Origin of the sequence: Methanosarcina sp. 1.H.A.2.2 (assembly GCF_000979975.1) — an archaeon.
Lineage (GTDB): Archaea > Halobacteriota > Methanosarcinia > Methanosarcinales > Methanosarcinaceae > Methanosarcina.
The window spans coordinates 1-17,221 of record NZ_JJQL01000064.1; the positions used below are offsets into that span (position 1 = coordinate 1).

Annotated in this window: 13 protein-coding genes; 9 read left to right on the plus strand and 4 right to left on the minus strand. The window is 42.5% G+C overall.

The features are described 5' to 3' along the window. Nucleotides 1-38: 38 nt before the first annotated feature. Together EO93_RS09815 and EO93_RS09820 are read right to left on the minus strand one after the other, a co-directional pair. A complete protein-coding gene (locus EO93_RS09815) occupies nt 39-1,427 on the minus strand; it encodes a SpvB/TcaC N-terminal domain-containing protein (RefSeq protein ID WP_162198695.1) in 1,389 nt (462 codons plus the stop codon). Between the two features lie 1,465 nt (nt 1,428-2,892). After that, complete coding sequence (locus tag EO93_RS09820) at nt 2,893-5,535, minus strand: NosD domain-containing protein (protein ID WP_048162331.1); 2,643 nt, start codon at nt 5,533-5,535, stop codon at nt 2,893-2,895. 514 nt (nt 5,536-6,049) lie between these two features. On the opposite strand from EO93_RS09820, the gene EO93_RS09825 reads away from it, so the two are divergent. From EO93_RS09825 to EO93_RS09835, 3 genes are all read left to right on the plus strand, one after another. Next, nucleotides 6,050-6,946, plus strand: coding sequence for a D-aminoacyl-tRNA deacylase (locus EO93_RS09825; protein WP_048162333.1), 897 nt, complete (start codon nt 6,050-6,052; stop codon nt 6,944-6,946). 80 nt (nt 6,947-7,026) lie between these two features. Beyond that, on the plus strand, nt 7,027-7,389 hold the full coding sequence (locus tag EO93_RS09830; RefSeq protein ID WP_048139399.1) for a DUF3147 family protein: 363 nt from the start codon (nt 7,027-7,029) through the stop codon (nt 7,387-7,389). Nucleotides 7,390-7,504: 115 nt separating this feature from the next. Next, nucleotides 7,505-7,933 carry a DUF3147 family protein gene (locus tag EO93_RS09835; protein WP_048162335.1) on the plus strand — a complete coding sequence of 143 codons (429 nt, stop codon included), beginning with the start codon at nt 7,505-7,507 and terminating at the stop codon, nt 7,931-7,933. Nucleotides 7,934-8,018: 85 nt separating this feature from the next. Here the strand turns inward: EO93_RS09835 and EO93_RS17970 are convergent, their stop codons facing one another. Further along, entirely contained in the window at nt 8,019-8,180 is a 162-nt protein-coding gene (locus tag EO93_RS17970) for a hypothetical protein (protein ID WP_200898106.1), read from the minus strand. 199 nt (nt 8,181-8,379) lie between these two features. Here EO93_RS17970 and EO93_RS09840 point away from each other — a divergent pair, with 199 nt between their 5' ends. The 4 genes from EO93_RS09840 to EO93_RS18170 all read left to right on the plus strand — a co-directional run bounded on the left by EO93_RS09840 (nt 8,380) and on the right by EO93_RS18170 (nt 14,201). Further along, entirely contained in the window at nt 8,380-9,531 is a 1,152-nt protein-coding gene (locus EO93_RS09840; protein ID WP_048162337.1) for a DUF2157 domain-containing protein, read from the plus strand. 91 nt (nt 9,532-9,622) lie between these two features. Continuing rightward, on the plus strand, nt 9,623-10,198 hold the full coding sequence (locus tag EO93_RS09845) for a GDYXXLXY domain-containing protein (protein ID WP_048162339.1): 576 nt from the start codon (nt 9,623-9,625) through the stop codon (nt 10,196-10,198). A gap of 403 nt (nt 10,199-10,601) precedes the next feature. Beyond that, nucleotides 10,602-11,090 carry a MarR family winged helix-turn-helix transcriptional regulator gene (locus tag EO93_RS09850; protein WP_048133452.1) on the plus strand — a complete coding sequence of 163 codons (489 nt, stop codon included), beginning with the start codon at nt 10,602-10,604 and terminating at the stop codon, nt 11,088-11,090. Between the two features lie 435 nt (nt 11,091-11,525). Continuing rightward, complete coding sequence (locus EO93_RS18170; RefSeq protein ID WP_048162341.1) at nt 11,526-14,201, plus strand: hydrophobe/amphiphile efflux-3 (HAE3) family transporter; 2,676 nt, start codon at nt 11,526-11,528, stop codon at nt 14,199-14,201. A 390-nt stretch (nt 14,202-14,591) separates the two neighbouring features. Here the strand turns inward: EO93_RS18170 and EO93_RS09865 are convergent, their stop codons facing one another. Beyond that, nucleotides 14,592-15,728, minus strand: a complete 1,137-nt coding sequence (locus tag EO93_RS09865) for an aldo/keto reductase (protein WP_048162344.1) — start codon at nt 15,726-15,728, stop codon at nt 14,592-14,594. Nucleotides 15,729-15,959: 231 nt separating this feature from the next. On the opposite strand from EO93_RS09865, the gene EO93_RS09870 reads away from it, so the two are divergent. Then, nucleotides 15,960-16,319 (plus strand): carboxymuconolactone decarboxylase family protein, encoded by a 360-nt coding sequence (locus tag EO93_RS09870; RefSeq protein ID WP_048139415.1) that lies wholly within the window; start codon nt 15,960-15,962, stop codon nt 16,317-16,319. 220 nt (nt 16,320-16,539) lie between these two features. Then, nucleotides 16,540-17,088, plus strand: a complete 549-nt coding sequence (locus tag EO93_RS09875; RefSeq protein WP_082107621.1) for a DUF6141 family protein — start codon at nt 16,540-16,542, stop codon at nt 17,086-17,088. Nucleotides 17,089-17,221: the final 133 nt, after the last annotated feature.

Below are 17,221 nucleotides of genomic sequence, written 5' to 3' on the forward strand. Positions count from 1 at the left end.
AATAAGATGTACTTTTTTTGGGGAAACTATTCTCTGGCTTAATTGGCAGAAAAAATGGAAAATAAGTTCCAGTTAAAGAGTGAGTTTAAGAGGACCCTATCATGATTATAATGCCTGAAATATGTTGGCGTTGTCCAGGAACTGTTCAGTTCCCAGCCATCTCCGGTATTTATCCAGGTTGAACAATATACATCACCATCACTATCTGCATAACCCATAAGAATATCTTCTAATCCGTCGCCATTAACATCGGCAATCCTTCTTCCACTATCTCTCCCTGACATGTCAACTGGTGATGCCCATAAACTACTTTCTTTCCATCCTTCGGTTAGTGAATCATATTCAAAAATAGTAGGTGGGAATTCCGTATTGTTTAGCCCCGTTTTTGTAATAGATGTCAGATATAATTTGGACTGTTGAGTTTCGTACTCAAGATCATATTCCCAAAGAACGGTTTCATCATTATGAATCGTGATGCTGGATATTAACTTCTTTTCACAAATTTTATTACCATATTCATATACAGTGAAAGTGCGTGGTTTTTCCGTAAACTCAAAATCAATAACTGCATGATTATCGTTGTAGGTTATGCTGTCAAGATATGTGCTTCCGATCTCTCCACTTTCCGGGTTTTCAAGATACGTGTATCTAATCTGGTTGCTATTAACATCCTCTATAAGATCGAGCCACCATTTACTGACATAATTTCTTGATTCAACGGAATTTCTTTGTTCGGAATCACTGTTATAACCAAAACGATATTTTGTTCCATCCGGCATTTTAAGGATCCAATAATCTCCAAAAGAATTGCTACCGGTTGTACTTTTTTCAATTTTCATAAAGCTTTCAATTTCGGTGTGATATGAGTCATCCTCTTCCACATAAACGAGTTTGTATGTTGAGCCATCCAAAACAAGAATAAATCTATCATCGCCGGTGTTTTCAGGGGTATATCTGGTATCTCTGATGATGCAGTTCTCATTCAATGACCACCCCATCCCCAGTGGACCGTATGTTCCTCTTGAGCCCATAGCACTGGAATAGGTTAGAGAAACCTTTGGTTCTAAGCCAGCTCTTCCTTTTAAAGTTTCAATCGGATAAGAATATACGAAAGAACCGGTAAACAGGCTCGTATCAAAGTAATCGTTTTCATTTTCTAGGGTTGGACTAAGATATGCTTTTGCATCCCCTAAAGGTTCCTCGTCTCCAGAAGTTGAAGTTAACACAGTATCTGTAGAATCGGTTTCAAAATTGTCATCTACACTTTCACTATCAAGATCGGAAGTTGTTTCACTCTTTTCTTCCTCAGATTCTATTATATTGTTATTATTTTCCTCATATAATTCAGAGTCCGCTTGTGAACTCTCAGAACTGACTTCTTGACTTGCATCTGTGTTTTCAAGACAATATACATTCGGTGTGAGCAATATAATTAGCATTAAAATTGAAATCAGTCTTTTGATATGGATCGGAATGTGTTGTATAATAAAAAGCACCTCTTTATTTATTTTTGTAGTGCCATATTGTTCTTTGATATAAGTGGATATATATTCAACATAAAAATAAAATAAATGTTACTCATTTATTTTTGAAATGAAAACCCCTCGATTAAAAACAGCACACTTATATAAAAAATTAATGTATGTTAGATAATACTATTAAAAAAAATTAATTTTTGTAGGTATTACTGCGATTCCTAAGTATGTTCACAAAATAGGAGGTTTGAATCTGCCTAGTGATTACGAATTCTTATCTAATCAAGAAATTTATTTTGGAATCGATGCACTAGTTAATATTATATTTTTGACCTGAAAATCCACAAATTAGTTATTTTTCATGCTTAATATTAATTAAACTAAATTATTTATTTAATCTGTTATAACTCATTTTTTTAATAAGTATGTGTTTTGTTAAATTGATATAATCTAAAACTGAAAACTTTTAGCCTTTTTAAGACATCACTCACTTTAATATATATTTGGTTTAGTCGTCTTTTAGATTTCTATCAATAACTTTTAGCTAGCTTATTGTGCCTAAATATTTTGGATGTTTTCAATCCCCCAAAATATGGGAATTGAAGAATGTTTGTAAGAATAAATTTTTTAGTTTTTAGTACTGGTGTTTACTATAGTATAAGTCTGCACGCTCTGAAGCACCTGCAATTTGAAGGGGCGAAGTAGGCTTACAATTTGTAATTTGCTCTATAATCATGCAAAAATCAACACTGGGCACACGACTTGAGACGTACATAAAACAAGTAGTTCTTATTACCTGCTTTTGGCAGGTCGACATAAAAATCGAGTAATTTTGTCTCCCGATATCGTTTTTTTTCAGAACTTTTGAAATTAAATTAAAATAAAAAACTGCTAAATGTTAATCATATCATCATTAATATATATTTACAATAAATGAGGTAAATGACAAATAGGATTAGATCTGTAGTCCACATGAAACTGATTTTCAATTGAACCCACAAAAAATTTCAATCAAAGATATTTATATGTTAAAATGTTCTTGCTGCCGAATGTAGGTTATTAGTATATTTCACCGGATTATTCAGCGCATAAGAATACCTGTTCAACGCCTGCGGATTATACCGGAGTTTATATTTTGCAGTATAAAACCACATCAGACGACATATAAATTGTAGGGTGTATCAAAAAATTAGAGTCTTTTTAATTTTTAATTTCATTTAAGGAAGGGCCGCCAGAAAAGCTGGCGGAGGCTTTCTGTTCTTTTCAAGACAAAACGGTTCCCTTGATCGAAGTGGACGTTTTACATATCTGGAAACGACAAAAATCTTCACGAAAAAGAAAAATGAAATAGAAGAAAAAAAGGGAAAGAGGAAAGAAGGAAAGGAGGGAAAGAGAGACCCTCAATCATAATTTCGTTTTACTCTTTTCTGGTGGAGTAGAGAGCCGCCAGCATGCCTGTAACTGCGAATACAAGTTCAAATCCTGGGGTCTCTTTTCCTTCGTTATTTCCTCCGTTGTTTCCTTCTTCCTCGGAATCTTTTGTTACTTCAGAAGCTGTGGAGTTTTTGGATGTACCCGTATCTCCTGAGGAGGGAACCTGCATAACTGACCCGTCAGATTCGTCTTCTTCTTCATCAGACTCCTCCCCGGTTTCATCTGTCCCCGCGGAGATTATCCTGGCTTCCCCTGTCCCGCTTCCGCCGCTTCCACCGTTTCCGCTACTGATGCTCACCGAAGTGTATGAATCATAATCATCAGGCAAGCCTTCGATGTTTCCGTAGACATCCGTTGCGACAGTGTAGAAGTAGTAGTCACCTGCTGAAGCGGTAGAGAACGTGAAGCTGCCAGTGCTGCTATCTCCGTATTTGCTCCAGTCCCCACCATCTTTCTTGTAGTAAAGCTCAACCATGTCCACACCGACACTTGCCGGGTTGGTAAACGTGGTACTGACGGTAAATGAAGCCGTGCCCGAACCGCTGGCTGTGGACGGGGCGCCTGCCTCGGAAAGAAGGACGAGCGGGTAGTAATCGGTTTGCGTGCCATGGTTGGTATTGTAATGACTGCTGGCAATATCGTATTCACTGTCGGCAATGCCGTCTCCGTCAGTGTCATAACTGCTTGAAAGAGTGCGGATTACCGGGGTGCTGAATGAGGTCTCGTTCCCGTACTGTCCTGCCCTTGCAACATGGACAAGCTCTTTTGCGTGTATGGAAGAATTGTTGCCCAGGTACAAACCGCTGTAGAGGGAAGTATCAAAGTAAGAATATTCAATCCTCTTAAAATTGAACCTGATGGTGCCGTTTTCATACAGCACAACCTGGAAATCGAGGGGGGATTCGCCGTACTCACGGTTATGATACGAATCCCCATATGTAATCACATGATAATCAATCACAGTCAGATTGCACGGGATGATGTTGTCCTCGGAATCAGTGTCTCCAGTTGAGTAACTTGTGTACCCGTACCACTGAACATCCGGGAAAGTGCTTCCCATGAGGGCAGTTTCAACTGGATTTGATTTCATGGAAACCGGAACATTCTTTTCCCTGTCCTTTTCTGTTACAGCTTTTTCGCTAAAGGTTTCAGGTTCAGCAAAATTAATTGCGGAGGTATTTTCAACCCCAGGTTTTTCTGATGTGGCTGCAAGCTCGGTAAATGCAAAATTTTCTTCTTCATATCCTTCTGCGGTAAGGTCGTCACAGAGGGCAAATATGAACGTTTCGTCAGGATATGTGTCAACCCAGTGTTTGAGACCATACCAGGAAGAAGCATTAAGCTCTCCGGACCCCGCTGGAATTAGCTGGATCACCCCGTTGCTCCCGATCTGCATGTCGGTGTAGTTAACCCCTTCGAGGGTGAGGTTAAAGCCTATAGGGACTTTTTCCGAATAATCTTCATCTGACGTGTCATACCAGGTTGCATTGTCCCTGATGGTGTTGATCCATTGATAAGAGGATTCAGTCAAAGAGTATTTGCGGTAAACGTCCCCGTAGTAGTTCCCTATATAAGAGCCGGAAACTTGATTGGACATGTAGTCGTTGTTTGAATCATAGCTGTAAATGGCACGCCAAGTTTTGCTAATAACGTTCCCGTAGAAAGTGTTATCATAACAGTCGTAAAGATAAATTCCGCTAGAATACTCCAGATTACCTTCATTTACCGTGTTACCGGTAAATGTGTTGCTGCTGGATAAAGAAAGGCAGATACCGTAGAGATTTTCCGTAAGATTATTGTTTTCCAGTTTCGAGTCCGTAGTATTATAAAGGAGTATTCCGAACCCTTCCTTTTCAATAGTCAGGTCTTTTACAGTGATATTTTTGCAGTCAATCAAGTAAAGAGTCCCTGCATTTGAAGATGAGTTGATTTCAAGATCCGAAACTTCAACAAGGTAATAAATTGGCTTTCCGTCTACGTTATTATTGGCATAGACAATATTGGTGTCCAGAGAATTACCATATGCGTAGAAATTGTAATTGTTGTCCTCCATCCGGTTTTCAGAAAGAATACTGTTGCTTGTAAAATTAAGAAATATGCCGTTTTCGTTGTTTGATGCTGTGTTATTTTCAAGCGTGTTGCTGCTCGAAGAATCGAGGTATATGCCGTTATAGTTGTCCGATGCTGTGTTATTTAGAATACTGCACCCTTCAACGGAATCAAGATAAATCCCACTATATGGATAGTTGACCGTCCCGGTTACGTTAAATCCATTGATCGTAACGGAATTTGCCATTATTTTGAAAACATGATCCTCTGAATTAGAAGCCTGAACCGTGGTAAGTCCGGGTCCGCGTTCGGAACGGATAGTCATGTTATCCTTATCCGCAGAGACAACGACGTTTTCAATGTATTTCCCTTGAGCCACAATTATCGTATCGTAACTGGATGCGTTATTTACGGCTTCCTGAATTGTCTGGTAATCCCCAGATCCGTCAGGGTTAACATGGATCTCACTGGCGGCTGCAGTGCCGATACTTATCAAAAGGAGGACTGCGACTGCAGCCAGGCAAAACATTATATGAATGTTTATCTGGGTTCTTTCGGAAATATTCATCTGGATCATACCAAAATATTTAATGTTAACTATTATGTTATCCACAGTTTATATTTGCAATTTCTTAACTAATTCCAATGCAGTTTGTTGGCGCCTGGATGTGAAATTCACTCCCGTACCGTTTGAATCTAAATAATTAAGTTATGTTATTTTTTTAATTATGTAGTTAATATATTATAACTGTTTTTATGTCACTTTGAGCAGGGTTATAATAAATTAATGATTTATTTCAACAGGTGTCGGCTTCTTATTTTTTTCAGGACAAAAAGGTTCTTTGGATCGCAGTTAGCATTCTCCAAAAAGGGAAACGGGACTTTTTCCCGGAGGTCAAAAACAAAACAGCAATTTTTTTGATTAGAGCCGGAATTTTGGGGTTGGTTTTATCTATCTTTACGAATTCTAAAGGCAATTGTTTCTGAACAAAATTGTTTCTGAAAAAAATTGTTTCTGAAAAAAATTGTTTCTGAACGAAAGTCCAGAATAAATCAGGATAAATTCAGAAGAAAACCGGACTGATCTGACAATGACAGATATAAGTAAGCCAGAGAATGTAAATAATTCAAAAATCACCATCATCTGTTCTGCCCCTGACCTTTCCAGCCAGAACATCAAAACTCATCTTTTGCGCCTGAGGGAATGGAAACCCCTTGAACTCCCGCCAGAATCCGGATTTTCAGCAGCCAGAGAATCAGCGGATGGAAAATTCAGGCTTGTAGATATTGAAGAAATCCATGTTTTTCAGGATGGACTTGATAAAAAACTCGAAGTTGCAGGGCTGCCAGCTTCCCTGATAATTTTCGCATCCAAACACAGGAGCAAAGAGGAAATCAATTCCCTTACCGTGCACTGTACTGGAAATTCCTCGGGTGAAGCCAGGCTCGGGGGCCTCCCGAAATCCCTTGCAGTCGCTTCCCCGGCTGCTATGAAATCGATCCTGAGCGAAATGAAACGGCTTGTCGGAGAAAAGGGGCTGAAGTACGACGTAACTCTGGAAGTTACCCATCACGGTCCAACCGAACTCTCTGTACCCTCCATCTATGCCGAGATCGGCAGTACCGAAGTACAGTGGACAGACCCTGAAGCCGGAGAGGTTGCTGCAAAAGCTATTCTTGCAGTTTCCCTTGAAAAAGTGCCTGTAGCCGTCGGTTTCGGAGGTGGGCACTATGCCATGCGCCAGACAGGGCTTTTGCTTGAAACTGATATATCTTTCGGGCACAATTTCCCCAAATACCAGCTGGAATTCGCAGACGAAGCTCTCATCCGGCAGGCAGTTGAGAAATCAAATGCTGAATTTGCTTACTTTGACCGGAAATCCATGAAAAGTGAAGACCGAAACCGGATCTCCGAAATTCTGGGAAAACTAGGGTTAAAAGTTTTAAAAGAGTCTGAAATCCGGGAGAAGTACGGCAGGGAAGAATAAAGTTCATTGCATGGCATCCCAATATCCATGGGTATTCCAGTACCCATAAAGGTCATTCTGGTATCCGGGGCAGAAACATCATGTTTAACATTGATCCGTTTTCTTTATTCCTCCGCTTCCTGTTCGGAGGAAGCGCGGTTTTAGCTTCCACCCTGATCGCCCGGACTTTCGGGGGCAGGCTCGGAGGAATCTTTGCTGCCTTTCCGGCAGTGTACCTGGCAGCAGTCATGGGCTTGAGCATGGAATATAAGGGTAGCGAACTGCTGTCTGTGACCGAGCAGCTTTCGAAAGGAGCATTGGTGGGAATGGCAGCGGACATCTGCTGTGCACTTGCCGCCAGCTACTTTATTCTCAGGTATGGATGGAAAACAGGCCTTGGACTTGCCCTTCTTTTCTGGGCGGTGCTTGCTCCGTTGATTTACCTTGCATGGTTCGGGTTTTGAGAAGGGAAATACAAATCAAGGGAAAAATATCAGGGAAAAACAAGTCAAGGGAAAAATATCAATCGAGGACTAAACCAATGGAAATCAAAACACGTCCTGAATCACGAGGCAGCCCATGAAAGTTGATATCCGTGACCTGGGCCTGAGGTTCATCTTCGGGGGCCTAGCTGTCGCTGCCTGTTATGTTGTGCTCCAGCTCGTTCCTTCAAAATCTTTTGCAGGAATTTTTGCAGCTTTTCCTGCGGTAATGGCTGCAGCGGTCATCATGGCCGGACACTTCGGAAGCTCCGAACAGGCTGCCGATATCGCCCTTGGAGCCAGTGCAGGGATGCTGGGCTGCACCATGTGCGTGCTCACGGCCTCCTTTTGCATGGAACATCTGAACCGGTGGGGTTTATCCCTGGTAATCGCCCTTGTAGTCTGGTTTGTTAGTTCTTATGCAGCAATTATGCTGATGCAGGGATTTCTGGAAAAAAGAAAAAGAATGACAGGGAAGCGGCCAGCAGGAAAACAGCCTCTTGAAAGTTCCGGAAAAAATCCCTGAATTAGAAATATTTCTTCGTGACTTATTTCCCGTACCCACTCCTTCCTGATTTATCCTTTTGTAGCATTCTGTTGCTTTGCAGGAATTATTTTTTAAATATCATTGGCTCTCCGCAACATGTTATGTTGCCGGTACAGCAAGTATCAGTCGTGCAGCAGGTTTCTCCACATTCTTTCTCTACCTTAAGTTCGAATCCGCATCCCTCACAAACAAGAATCTGGCCTTCCTTCAATTCGCCGCAGTTCATTTCATGTCACCTCAATTTGCTTGATGTAAAAAATATGTAATTCAGGTTCAAACTGCTTTTGAAACAATGATTCTGAAGATTATTCTGTGAAACTGAAATCAAAAATCAATGCGAAGGAACGGGGGTGAGATAAAGACGTAAATTCTGTCACAAATATGTTTAAAAAAATGTATATAGAACATATTGATATAATTTACATATGTTCGATGAAGACCTTATCCTGAAATGGCTGGATGAAGGCACCATTGATCACGTCCAGGCAGAAAAGATGAGGGAAGACCTTGCGGAGTATAACAGGGAACGCAGGTCAAAAAAACAAATCATTGCCTTTTCGACCATTGGGGCGATTTTAATCGGGATCGGTGCCATTCTGTTTGTGGCTTCCAACTGGGAAAAAATCGGGGATACTGTCAAGGTTTTGCTGCTTGTTGGAAGTACAGTGGGCATACAGTATGCGGGTTATCTTTTAAAATACGAGAAACAGAAATACCCCCGGCTGGGTTCTGCCCTGATTTTACTCTCAGCCCTGCTCTTTGGAGCCAGCTTCTTTTTAATTGCCCAGATTTACAATATCAACGCCAACAACAGTACCCTTGTCCTTATCTGGGTCCTTGGAGTTTTTCCCCTGATCTACGGCTACCGGTCCGCTCCAATTGTCGGGCTTTGTTCCCTGCTCTTTTATCTCTGGATTAGCCTTCTGTACCTGGAAAGGACTGACCTTAATAAATTGATTAACATCTGGGACCTCTACCTCATATCAGGCATTTCCATCTATTTTATAGGGGTTTTGCACGGGCTGGCAGAAAAAGTAAAACATGCTGAAACCGCGTTTAAGTTTATGGGGCTGCAGGCAGTACTCTTTGCATTATTTGTACACACTTTCGAACTTGGGGAATACCAGGTTGAAAAAATAGTTCCTGTGATTTACGCCATCTCAGGAATCCTATTCCTGGCAGTCCTGCTCCCAAAACCACTCCGAGAAAGGCTTAAAGGCTTTCAGACAGATGTGAGCATATCCATAGTTGCATTGTTAATGGCAGGGATCACACTCACAACAATATACAGCCCTGCATCGGAAAAAATTTACATGATTCTTTTCAATATTATCTTCCTCGGACTTTTGACCTTGCTCCTGTATGCCGGGTACAGCACCGAAAATATAGGGATAGTAAATACCACAATGTTCTGGTTTGTCCTCCTGATTTTTGCGAGATATTTTGACTTCTTCTGGGAACTGCTTCCAAGATCACTCTTTTTCATGCTTGGAGGGCTTGTCCTGCTTTTCATAAGTGTTGTTCTGGAAAGAAAAAGAAGGGAATTGAAGGTCCAGTTTTCAGGAGGGGAACAATGACAGGAACAATGACAGGAACAATGAAAAGCAGCTGTTTGAGATTAAAGGGCTATGAAACTATGGCTCTTTCAGGAGCAGGGGGGATCCGGGGATGAATCAAAAGAAGATCTTTTATCTCACGATAGTCTTCTGGCTCCTGATCTTTTCAGGTTTTATCCTGTACAAAGAATATACCCTGAGAACCGGGACAGAAGTCGTACTTAAAACCGAACCTGTAGACCCGAGGGACCTTTTCAGGGGAGACTACGTGACCCTTAATTACGAGATCAGTACCCTGGACCTGGAAGTGGTTCCAGCTGAAGATCCTTATTTTAACTATAATGACCGGATATACCTGGCACTTGCACTGGAAGACGGGTACGGAGTGCCAAAAAAAGTGTACAGGAATCCTCCCGATGATGAACTTTATATCAAAGGCACAGTAAAAGAACTGATCTACGACTGGGAAGAAGATGAAGACGGTATTGTAACAGAAGAACCCCAAATTAAAGAACTCAGAGTTGAGTACGGTATTGAGAGTTATTTTGTCCCCGAAGGCAGGGGGCTAGAGATCGAAAGTCAACAGTGGACCGGGGAAGAAGGAGTCGATGTAAAGGTTGTTGTTGACAAATATGGAAATGCCGTAATTAAGAGCTTATTGATTGACGGAAAAGAGGTTGAAATTTAACTCCGGGAGCGCGGAGACATAGCGGGAAGTCCCCTCCCTCGCCTTCATCAGAAAATAGGTGGGGGTAGTTCACGGAGGCGTGTAAGAAATTAAAATTCCTTAACAACCTGTATTTCAGGCAGAGACTTTTTTATAAATCTGCCTGAATATATTCCAACCATAATCATTTTTTGAATGTTTAATGAGGTTTTTATAAATATTCGATAAACTTAAATATCATCTAATTAATTTGTTGTAAATATCAATTATTTATAATTGCATCAGTTGTGGCTGTCAAACAGTATGTTTTCATTATATGAAAATAAAGTAGATCATCAGACGCTTACAGACCGACGCTGTAATCTGGCTATGGTATCCATGCATCTGTACTCTGCAGTTACATGTATGGCGTCCTGGAGGAAGCATGTTAGATGATCAAAAAATAAGAGAAATCAGGCTGTTGATGCTTGAAAGGACAGTACTTTTCAACAAATTGTTCGAAAGAAACGTCTATCAAAAAATATCCCAGGCCAGATTGGACGAACTCGAAAAACTCAGCAAACAACAGCCTCTTGCCATCATAATAATTGGCACGGCAGGAGAAATAATTCCTTCATATCTCGGCCTGTGCATGAATCTGGACAGGAGCAGCCTCTCAAGGATGATAGATTCCCTGGAGCATAAAGATATTGTCAGGAGAAGAATAGACCCAAATGACCGCAGAAGAGTTCCGGTATCCCTTACTGAGAAAGGGAAAAGGTACTATGAGATCCTGAACAAGAAAATGGAAGAAGTTGACGCTTTTCTAATGGGACATCTTGAGGAACAGGACATCAAAGATTATGAAGAATGCCTTAAAACAGAGGTGCGGATCATGAAGAAAATCGATTCCGTAAAGGAGGCAGGAAATTGATCCTGGAAAGAATAAATCCCGAAAGAACGGATTCAAGCATTAGGTCCTATATGACGGATTCTCCTGATAAAACATTTACAGAACTCGGTCCCCTGCACCCGGGGATCTGAGCAAGCATTTTTTCAGGGGGTCCTATGAAAAATATCCTTGCCTGATTATTAGATATAATGCTAATCTAAGCCGGATTTCCTCAGTAGACATCAAGATACCAGGAAAATTTTTTGAATAATTTTCATGGAGAAATCAGTTTTGACTAGCTGTGGCTGTGGATTTTTCCTGAAAAACTGCTGATGGTGCTTATGATCTTCCAGTAAAATCTGAATTCCACAAAATTTGAGAATTCCAGTGAGACCTGAGAGTCCAGGTAAAATCTGTCAAAAATAAAGATTGTTCAGAAACAAAAAGAGTAAACGCAGCCTGTAAGGGGGTACTGCCATAAAAAACATATTCGAAAAATTAGGGGTTTTCATCCAGAGTAACCGCCCAACTATAATTGCCGTCATGTTTCTTCTGATCCTGCTGTCCCTTGAAGGGGCACAGATGATCGAGATGGCGTCAGGGACGGAAACTTTTGTCTCCAAAGGCACGCAACTGTATAAAGATTATGATCACCTTTTCAAGAAAAACTTCCAGACCGAGAACATTATAGTGATGGTTGAGGGAACCGAGGTCAAATCTTCAGCCGTTATGAAAGCCGCAGATAGGCTGGAACATAATATGCTGACCGTCCCGGGAGTTCTGTCTGTCACAAGCCCTGCTACCCTGATAAAGCAAATCAATTACAAAGTCTCCGGAAGGGCAAAAGTCCCGGATTCAGATCGGGAAGTCCAGGATATACTTAATATCCAGCCGGGAATGTTCGAATCTCTCATGCCTGACGATACTCATATGGTCCTCGTGATCAAAGTCGCAGGCAGTTCAACTGACCAGCAGAGGGGAGACATCCTTAATACCCTGGACATTTCCCTGAAAGAAGCCGGTTTTCCTCCTGGCTATGGCCTCATTGTTACTGGTTCCCCCGCCCTGAGACTTGATATTAACAAAGAGATAAGCCAGAGCATGGGCATCCTGCTCGGGATAGCTTCCCTCTTGATGATTGTCGTGCTCCTCCTGGTCTTCAGGCATGTAAGGTGGGGGCTGCTTCCTTTACCGGTTGTGCTGCTGGGAGTCCTTTTTACTTTCGGGCTTATGGGATATGCCGGAGTGCCCATGACAATGGTATCTATGGCAGCTTTTCCTGTCCTGATAGGATTGGGGATTGACTATGCTATCCAGTTCCATAACAGGATGGAAGAGGAAATCCGTGCTGGAAAAAGTTCAGGAAAAGCCCTTGTCCTCACCATAAAACACACAGGTCCTGCCGTCTTGATAGCCCTGGCAATGACTGCTCTTGGCTTTATCCCCCTTTTTACCTCCACCATACCCATGATCCAGGATTTTGGGAAATTGCTCCTGATAGGGGTTGTCATGTGTTACATCTCTGCGCTCTTTTTCGGACTGGTAATCCTTTACAGCTTCGACTGGATTTCCAGGACGAATCCATTTGGGTTGTTTAAGAAGAAAAAAGAAGAACTCGATTCCGAAATTGATCCTTCCAATTCTTCCGCGGCAAAGGTGCAGAAGGCCCAAGCTCTTGAAAGATTCCTTATGAAAGTCGCCGACTTTGCCATAGAACATTCACGGGTCATCCTGGTGATTTCCCTGCTTACATGTTTTATGGGGATTTATGTAGACCAGGCAATCCCTATCCAGACCGACATTATTACCGATCAAAGTGTGACGATGATTGACATAATCAGTGCCCTTACAAGTGGGAGGGTATTTATGATAATGTTTGGAATTTTCTTAGGACTGGTAGCCCTTTACAGCTTCTACTGGATTTCCAGGAAGAACCCCTTCGGGTTGTTTAATAAGAAAGACGAAAAAATCGAACACGAAACCGATCCTTCCAATTCTGCAGTGGCAGAAGTCCAGAAAGCCAAAGCCCTTGAAAGAGCCCTTATAAAGATCGCCGACTTTACCATAGAACATTCACGGATCATCCTGGTGATTTCCCTGCTTACATGTTTTGCTGGGATTTATGCAGACCAGTCAGTCCCTATCCAGACCGACACAAATACTTTCATTCCCCAGGACATGCCTTCCCTTGTAAATTATAAACAAATGCAGGACCTGATTTCCGGAACTGGAGACCATCTAAACATTATTCTTAAAGTAAAGGATAACAGTGATCCGGAAGTTCTGAAGTGGATGGATGAGTTTAGCCAGTATGAAGTTAAAAACCGGGGCCATGTGTACGAGGCTACGAGTATTGTAGACCTTTTAAAGGAAAAAAACGGCGGTACCATACCCGAAACTTCTGAAGAAATACGGAAAATATACGGAGAAATCCCGGAAAGCCAGAAAAAAGGATACATACAGGGCAGCCAGTTGCTGACAATTGACCTTGATATAGGGCAGGCCATGGAGAACCTCGAGATAACAGGCATTAAAGAACTGCGGGATATTGTAGGGGAAGACCTACAGTGGCTGCAGCCGCCCCCCGAAGTTACTGTCATTATTACCGGTCAAAGTGTGGCGATGATTGATATCATCAGTGCCCTTACAAGCGGGAGGGTCTTTATGACCATGCTTGGAATAGTGCTGGTGTTACTTGGGCTGCTTGTGGTTTACAGGGACTACGTAAAAGCGCTCTCCCCGATCGTCCCCATGTTTATTGTAGTGGGCTGGTCAGGCCTCGTCATGTCCGGGCTGGGCCTTTCATACACGCCAATGACCGCGGTGCTTGGAGCCCTGATCCTGGGTGTGGGGTCCGAATATTCTATCCTGATGATGGAACGCTACTTTGAGGAAAAGGAAAACGGCCTGGACCCTGTGGAAGCAATCAACCAGGCGATGACAACCACCGGCTCAGCTCTGATAGCTTCGGGAGCTACAACGGTCTTTGGGTTTTCAGCCCTTATTTTCTCCCCCTTCCCCATCCTGAGCAATTTCGGGCTTGTTACGGTCATTGATGTTTTCCTGGCAATCTTCGTCACCTTCGTGGTCTTCCCACCCCTGATTGTGATGATGGACACTCACCGGGAGAAGAAAAAAGCAGGAATAGCCTGAGAAAAGGATGAAAACCATGGGAGCGGCTCAGGGATCAAATGCCTTTTTTCAACTCTTTTTTCTTTTTGGTCCGGTCCTTAGCCACTCCATGCACTTACGTTGCAAGCGGAATCCACTTCCTAAATGGAATATTCCCACTTTTTGCAAAAAGATAATATCTGAAAATTTAATTAAAAACTCGAATTGTTTGAATTTTAGGATCCTGTTAGCTGATGACTATTATCTGACGCTCTCAAATACAGCGGTCGTCCCCTGCTACATGGTTAATATTTTGGCATTAGAGCTCTCGGCACGGCTATTGATCACGTTTATATCTTCTGTACGCAGACGGGATCAAGCCTTGTACGGCGCGTGAAAAGAAAGAACGTCAAAAAATTGGGGGTCTGCTCTTCACCCCTCCATAAACTCCTTTACTTCCTTCAACATCTCTCTTATCTTAATATTCTGCGGGCAAACCTCCTCACATTCCCCACACTCAACGCAGTTCCTTGCCTTTTCCTCAGGTGACAGAAGGACCCCATACTGGAACCTGGCATTTTCCACATCATCAAGCATATAAACGTCATTCAAATAACTGAGGTTCCGCGGGATATTTACTCCCGATGGACAGGGCATGCAGTATTTGCAGCCGGTGCAGTTGACCTTTGTCCGGGTTCTGTAGATCTCCTTAACTTCTGCGATCAGGCTTTTTTCTTCGGATGAAAGGGAGTTCGAGTGCCCTTCTTCCGCAATTCTCAGGTTTTCTTTCAGGTGCTCTATTTCCGACATCCCGCTCAGGACAACACTGATTTCGGGATAGTCCCAGAGGTAGCGAAAAGCCCATTCTGCCGGGCTTCTTTTAGTCCCGGCTCCGGCCCATACCTTCCGGGCTGCTTCCGGGACTTTTGATGCCAGATTCCCTCCCCTCAAAGGTTCCATGATAACGACGGCAAGCCCCTTTTCAGCCGCATATTTCAGCCCCTCGACTCCTGCCTGGTAGTCCTCATCAAGGAAATTGAACTGGATCTGGCAGAGCGCCCAGGGGTAGGCGTCCACGACTTCCTTGAAAACGTCCAGCTCGTCGTGGAAGGAAAAACCGGTGTATTTGATTTTTCCGGCTGCAAGGGCTGAGTCCAGGAATTCGATAATGCCGAGTTCCTTTAGTTTTTCCCAGTAACTCTTTTTTACGGCGTGCAGGAGGTAGAAGTCGATGCAGTCCGTCCGGAGCTTTTCAAGCTGCTCGTTTAAGAAACGGTCCATGTCCTCCCTGGTCTTCACGCGCTTGCAGGAAAGCTTGGTTGCCAGGTGGACTTTTTCCCGGTAGCCATCTGCAAGGGCTTTTCCCAGGAAAACTTCGTTCATCCCTCCGTGATAGGAGTATGCCGAATCAACGTAATTTACCCCGTGGTCAATGGCGTAACGGAGGAGTTCAGTTGCCTTTTCCTCGTTTATTTTCTCGGGCGCTCCTTCGAGAACGGGAAGCCTCATGCATCCGTAGCCAAGAATCGATACCTTTTCGCCCGTGTTTCCTAATTTGCGGTATAACATTTTTTTGCCCCGGTGATCGTGTCTGCCCGACAATATATGGGTAATGGCTCTAAACCTTTGCCGCCCGAATTGCGACTCGCCCGAATTGCGACTCGGGAGCCCGCAGTCCGTTTCGCTTCGCTCAAGCGGACTATTTTATGGGTTTTAGTAGTTAGTTTTTCTCAAGCTGATCAGAAACACTGTTAAGAGATACTGTTATATCAGATCCTTGCCTATCACATATCGATAATTATGGGGAAGAATATCCACGAAATCAAAGAAGTAAAGGGCTTTTTGCCCAGGTCTGTTGTTTATGCTGAAAAGATAAATGAGGATTTTGGCGAAGGGCTTGCAGGCTTTTATAAAGCTATCTGGGCTGAAAGGGAAGGCGGGCTTTCCATGAAACAGAAGCACCTGATGGTCTTTGCTATCGCCTGCTCCAACAACAACACGGAAAGCGCAGTCAAGATCCTGGAAAGGCTTCATAAATTCGGAGCTACAAGGGCTGAGATCTCGGACGCCATGATGATGGCTGCCTGGACCGGCGGGATTCAGAATTTCACGGATTTCAGTGCAGCTGTACTGAAGGAAATGGAGAAACTGGGCTATTAAAAAGCCACATTTCTCTACTTTTTTATTTCTCTACTTTTTTAGAATCCTTTTTAAATCAGTTTGTCGTTTTAGTTATTATAATTCCTATGTAGGTTTATTCTCATGGGAGTATACAATATTTCATTCCTGGAATACTTTCTATAAATTTTCTATCATATTTCATAAAACTCTCCTCTAAATTCCGTAAAATATTGATTACATATTCGGAGACCGGCAAAAAATGTACTGCACAACTGAAGGAATGAGCAGGATACGTAATCCAGTTCTCTTTAGAGAAGTCCAGAAGATGGATCAGGTGTGGATCAGGCTTGTTGTTGGTATTCCGGTATTTTTTTCCTGGTACGGTGCCTACCAGCAGCTCTTTCTCGGGAAACCTTTTGGGAACAATCCTGCTCCTGACTGGATGATGCTTGTCTTATTGCTGGTTTTCGGGGTTCTTTTCCCTCTTTTATTCTATTCCCTCAAAATGATCACCGAAGTCAGGAAAGATGGCCTGTATGTCTGCTTTTATCCTTTTCATTTTTCTTTCAGATCCTTTCCTTTCGAGACTATCCAGAGTTACGAAGTCATAACCTACAACCCAATCAGGGATTACGGAGGTTGGGGGATACGCTACGGGTTAAAAGGGACTGCATACAATGCAAAGGGTAACAGGGGCATTCTTTTAGAATTTGCGGAAGGGAGCAAAGTAAAAAAGCTGATGATTGGCTCTCAGGTCCCGGAAAGACTTTCCGAAGCTATTAACAGGGCAATAAAAAAGCAGACTTAAAGGATAATTCTGCCCGTTTTTCAGGCTTTTAACTTCAAGATCTGTAATCCAAAAACAATTTTAATTTTCTCACATATAAATTTTTCCAGAATGTTTTTGTATTTAACATTTTATCCCAGATTTTCTTTAAGCA

Excerpts from the sequence above, each read along its gene's own strand:
- EO93_RS09820 (WP_048162331.1), bottom strand. The coding sequence starts at position 5,535 with ATGATCCAGATGAATATTTCCGAAAGAACCCAGATAAACATTCATATA.
- EO93_RS09825 (WP_048162333.1), top strand. The coding sequence starts at position 6,050 with ATGACAGATATAAGTAAGCCAGAGAATGTAAATAATTCAAAAATCACC.
- EO93_RS09830 (WP_048139399.1), top strand. The coding sequence starts at position 7,027 with ATGTTTAACATTGATCCGTTTTCTTTATTCCTCCGCTTCCTGTTCGGA.
- EO93_RS09835 (WP_048162335.1), top strand. The coding sequence starts at position 7,505 with ATGAAAGTTGATATCCGTGACCTGGGCCTGAGGTTCATCTTCGGGGGC.
- EO93_RS17970 (WP_200898106.1), bottom strand. The coding sequence starts at position 8,180 with ATGAACTGCGGCGAATTGAAGGAAGGCCAGATTCTTGTTTGTGAGGGA.
- EO93_RS09840 (WP_048162337.1), top strand. The coding sequence starts at position 8,380 with ATGTTCGATGAAGACCTTATCCTGAAATGGCTGGATGAAGGCACCATT.
- EO93_RS09845 (WP_048162339.1), top strand. The coding sequence starts at position 9,623 with ATGAATCAAAAGAAGATCTTTTATCTCACGATAGTCTTCTGGCTCCTG.
- EO93_RS09850 (WP_048133452.1), top strand. The coding sequence starts at position 10,602 with ATGTTAGATGATCAAAAAATAAGAGAAATCAGGCTGTTGATGCTTGAA.
- EO93_RS09865 (WP_048162344.1), bottom strand. The coding sequence starts at position 15,728 with ATGTTATACCGCAAATTAGGAAACACGGGCGAAAAGGTATCGATTCTT.
- EO93_RS09870 (WP_048139415.1), top strand. The coding sequence starts at position 15,960 with ATGGGGAAGAATATCCACGAAATCAAAGAAGTAAAGGGCTTTTTGCCC.
- EO93_RS09875 (WP_082107621.1), top strand. The coding sequence starts at position 16,540 with ATGTACTGCACAACTGAAGGAATGAGCAGGATACGTAATCCAGTTCTC.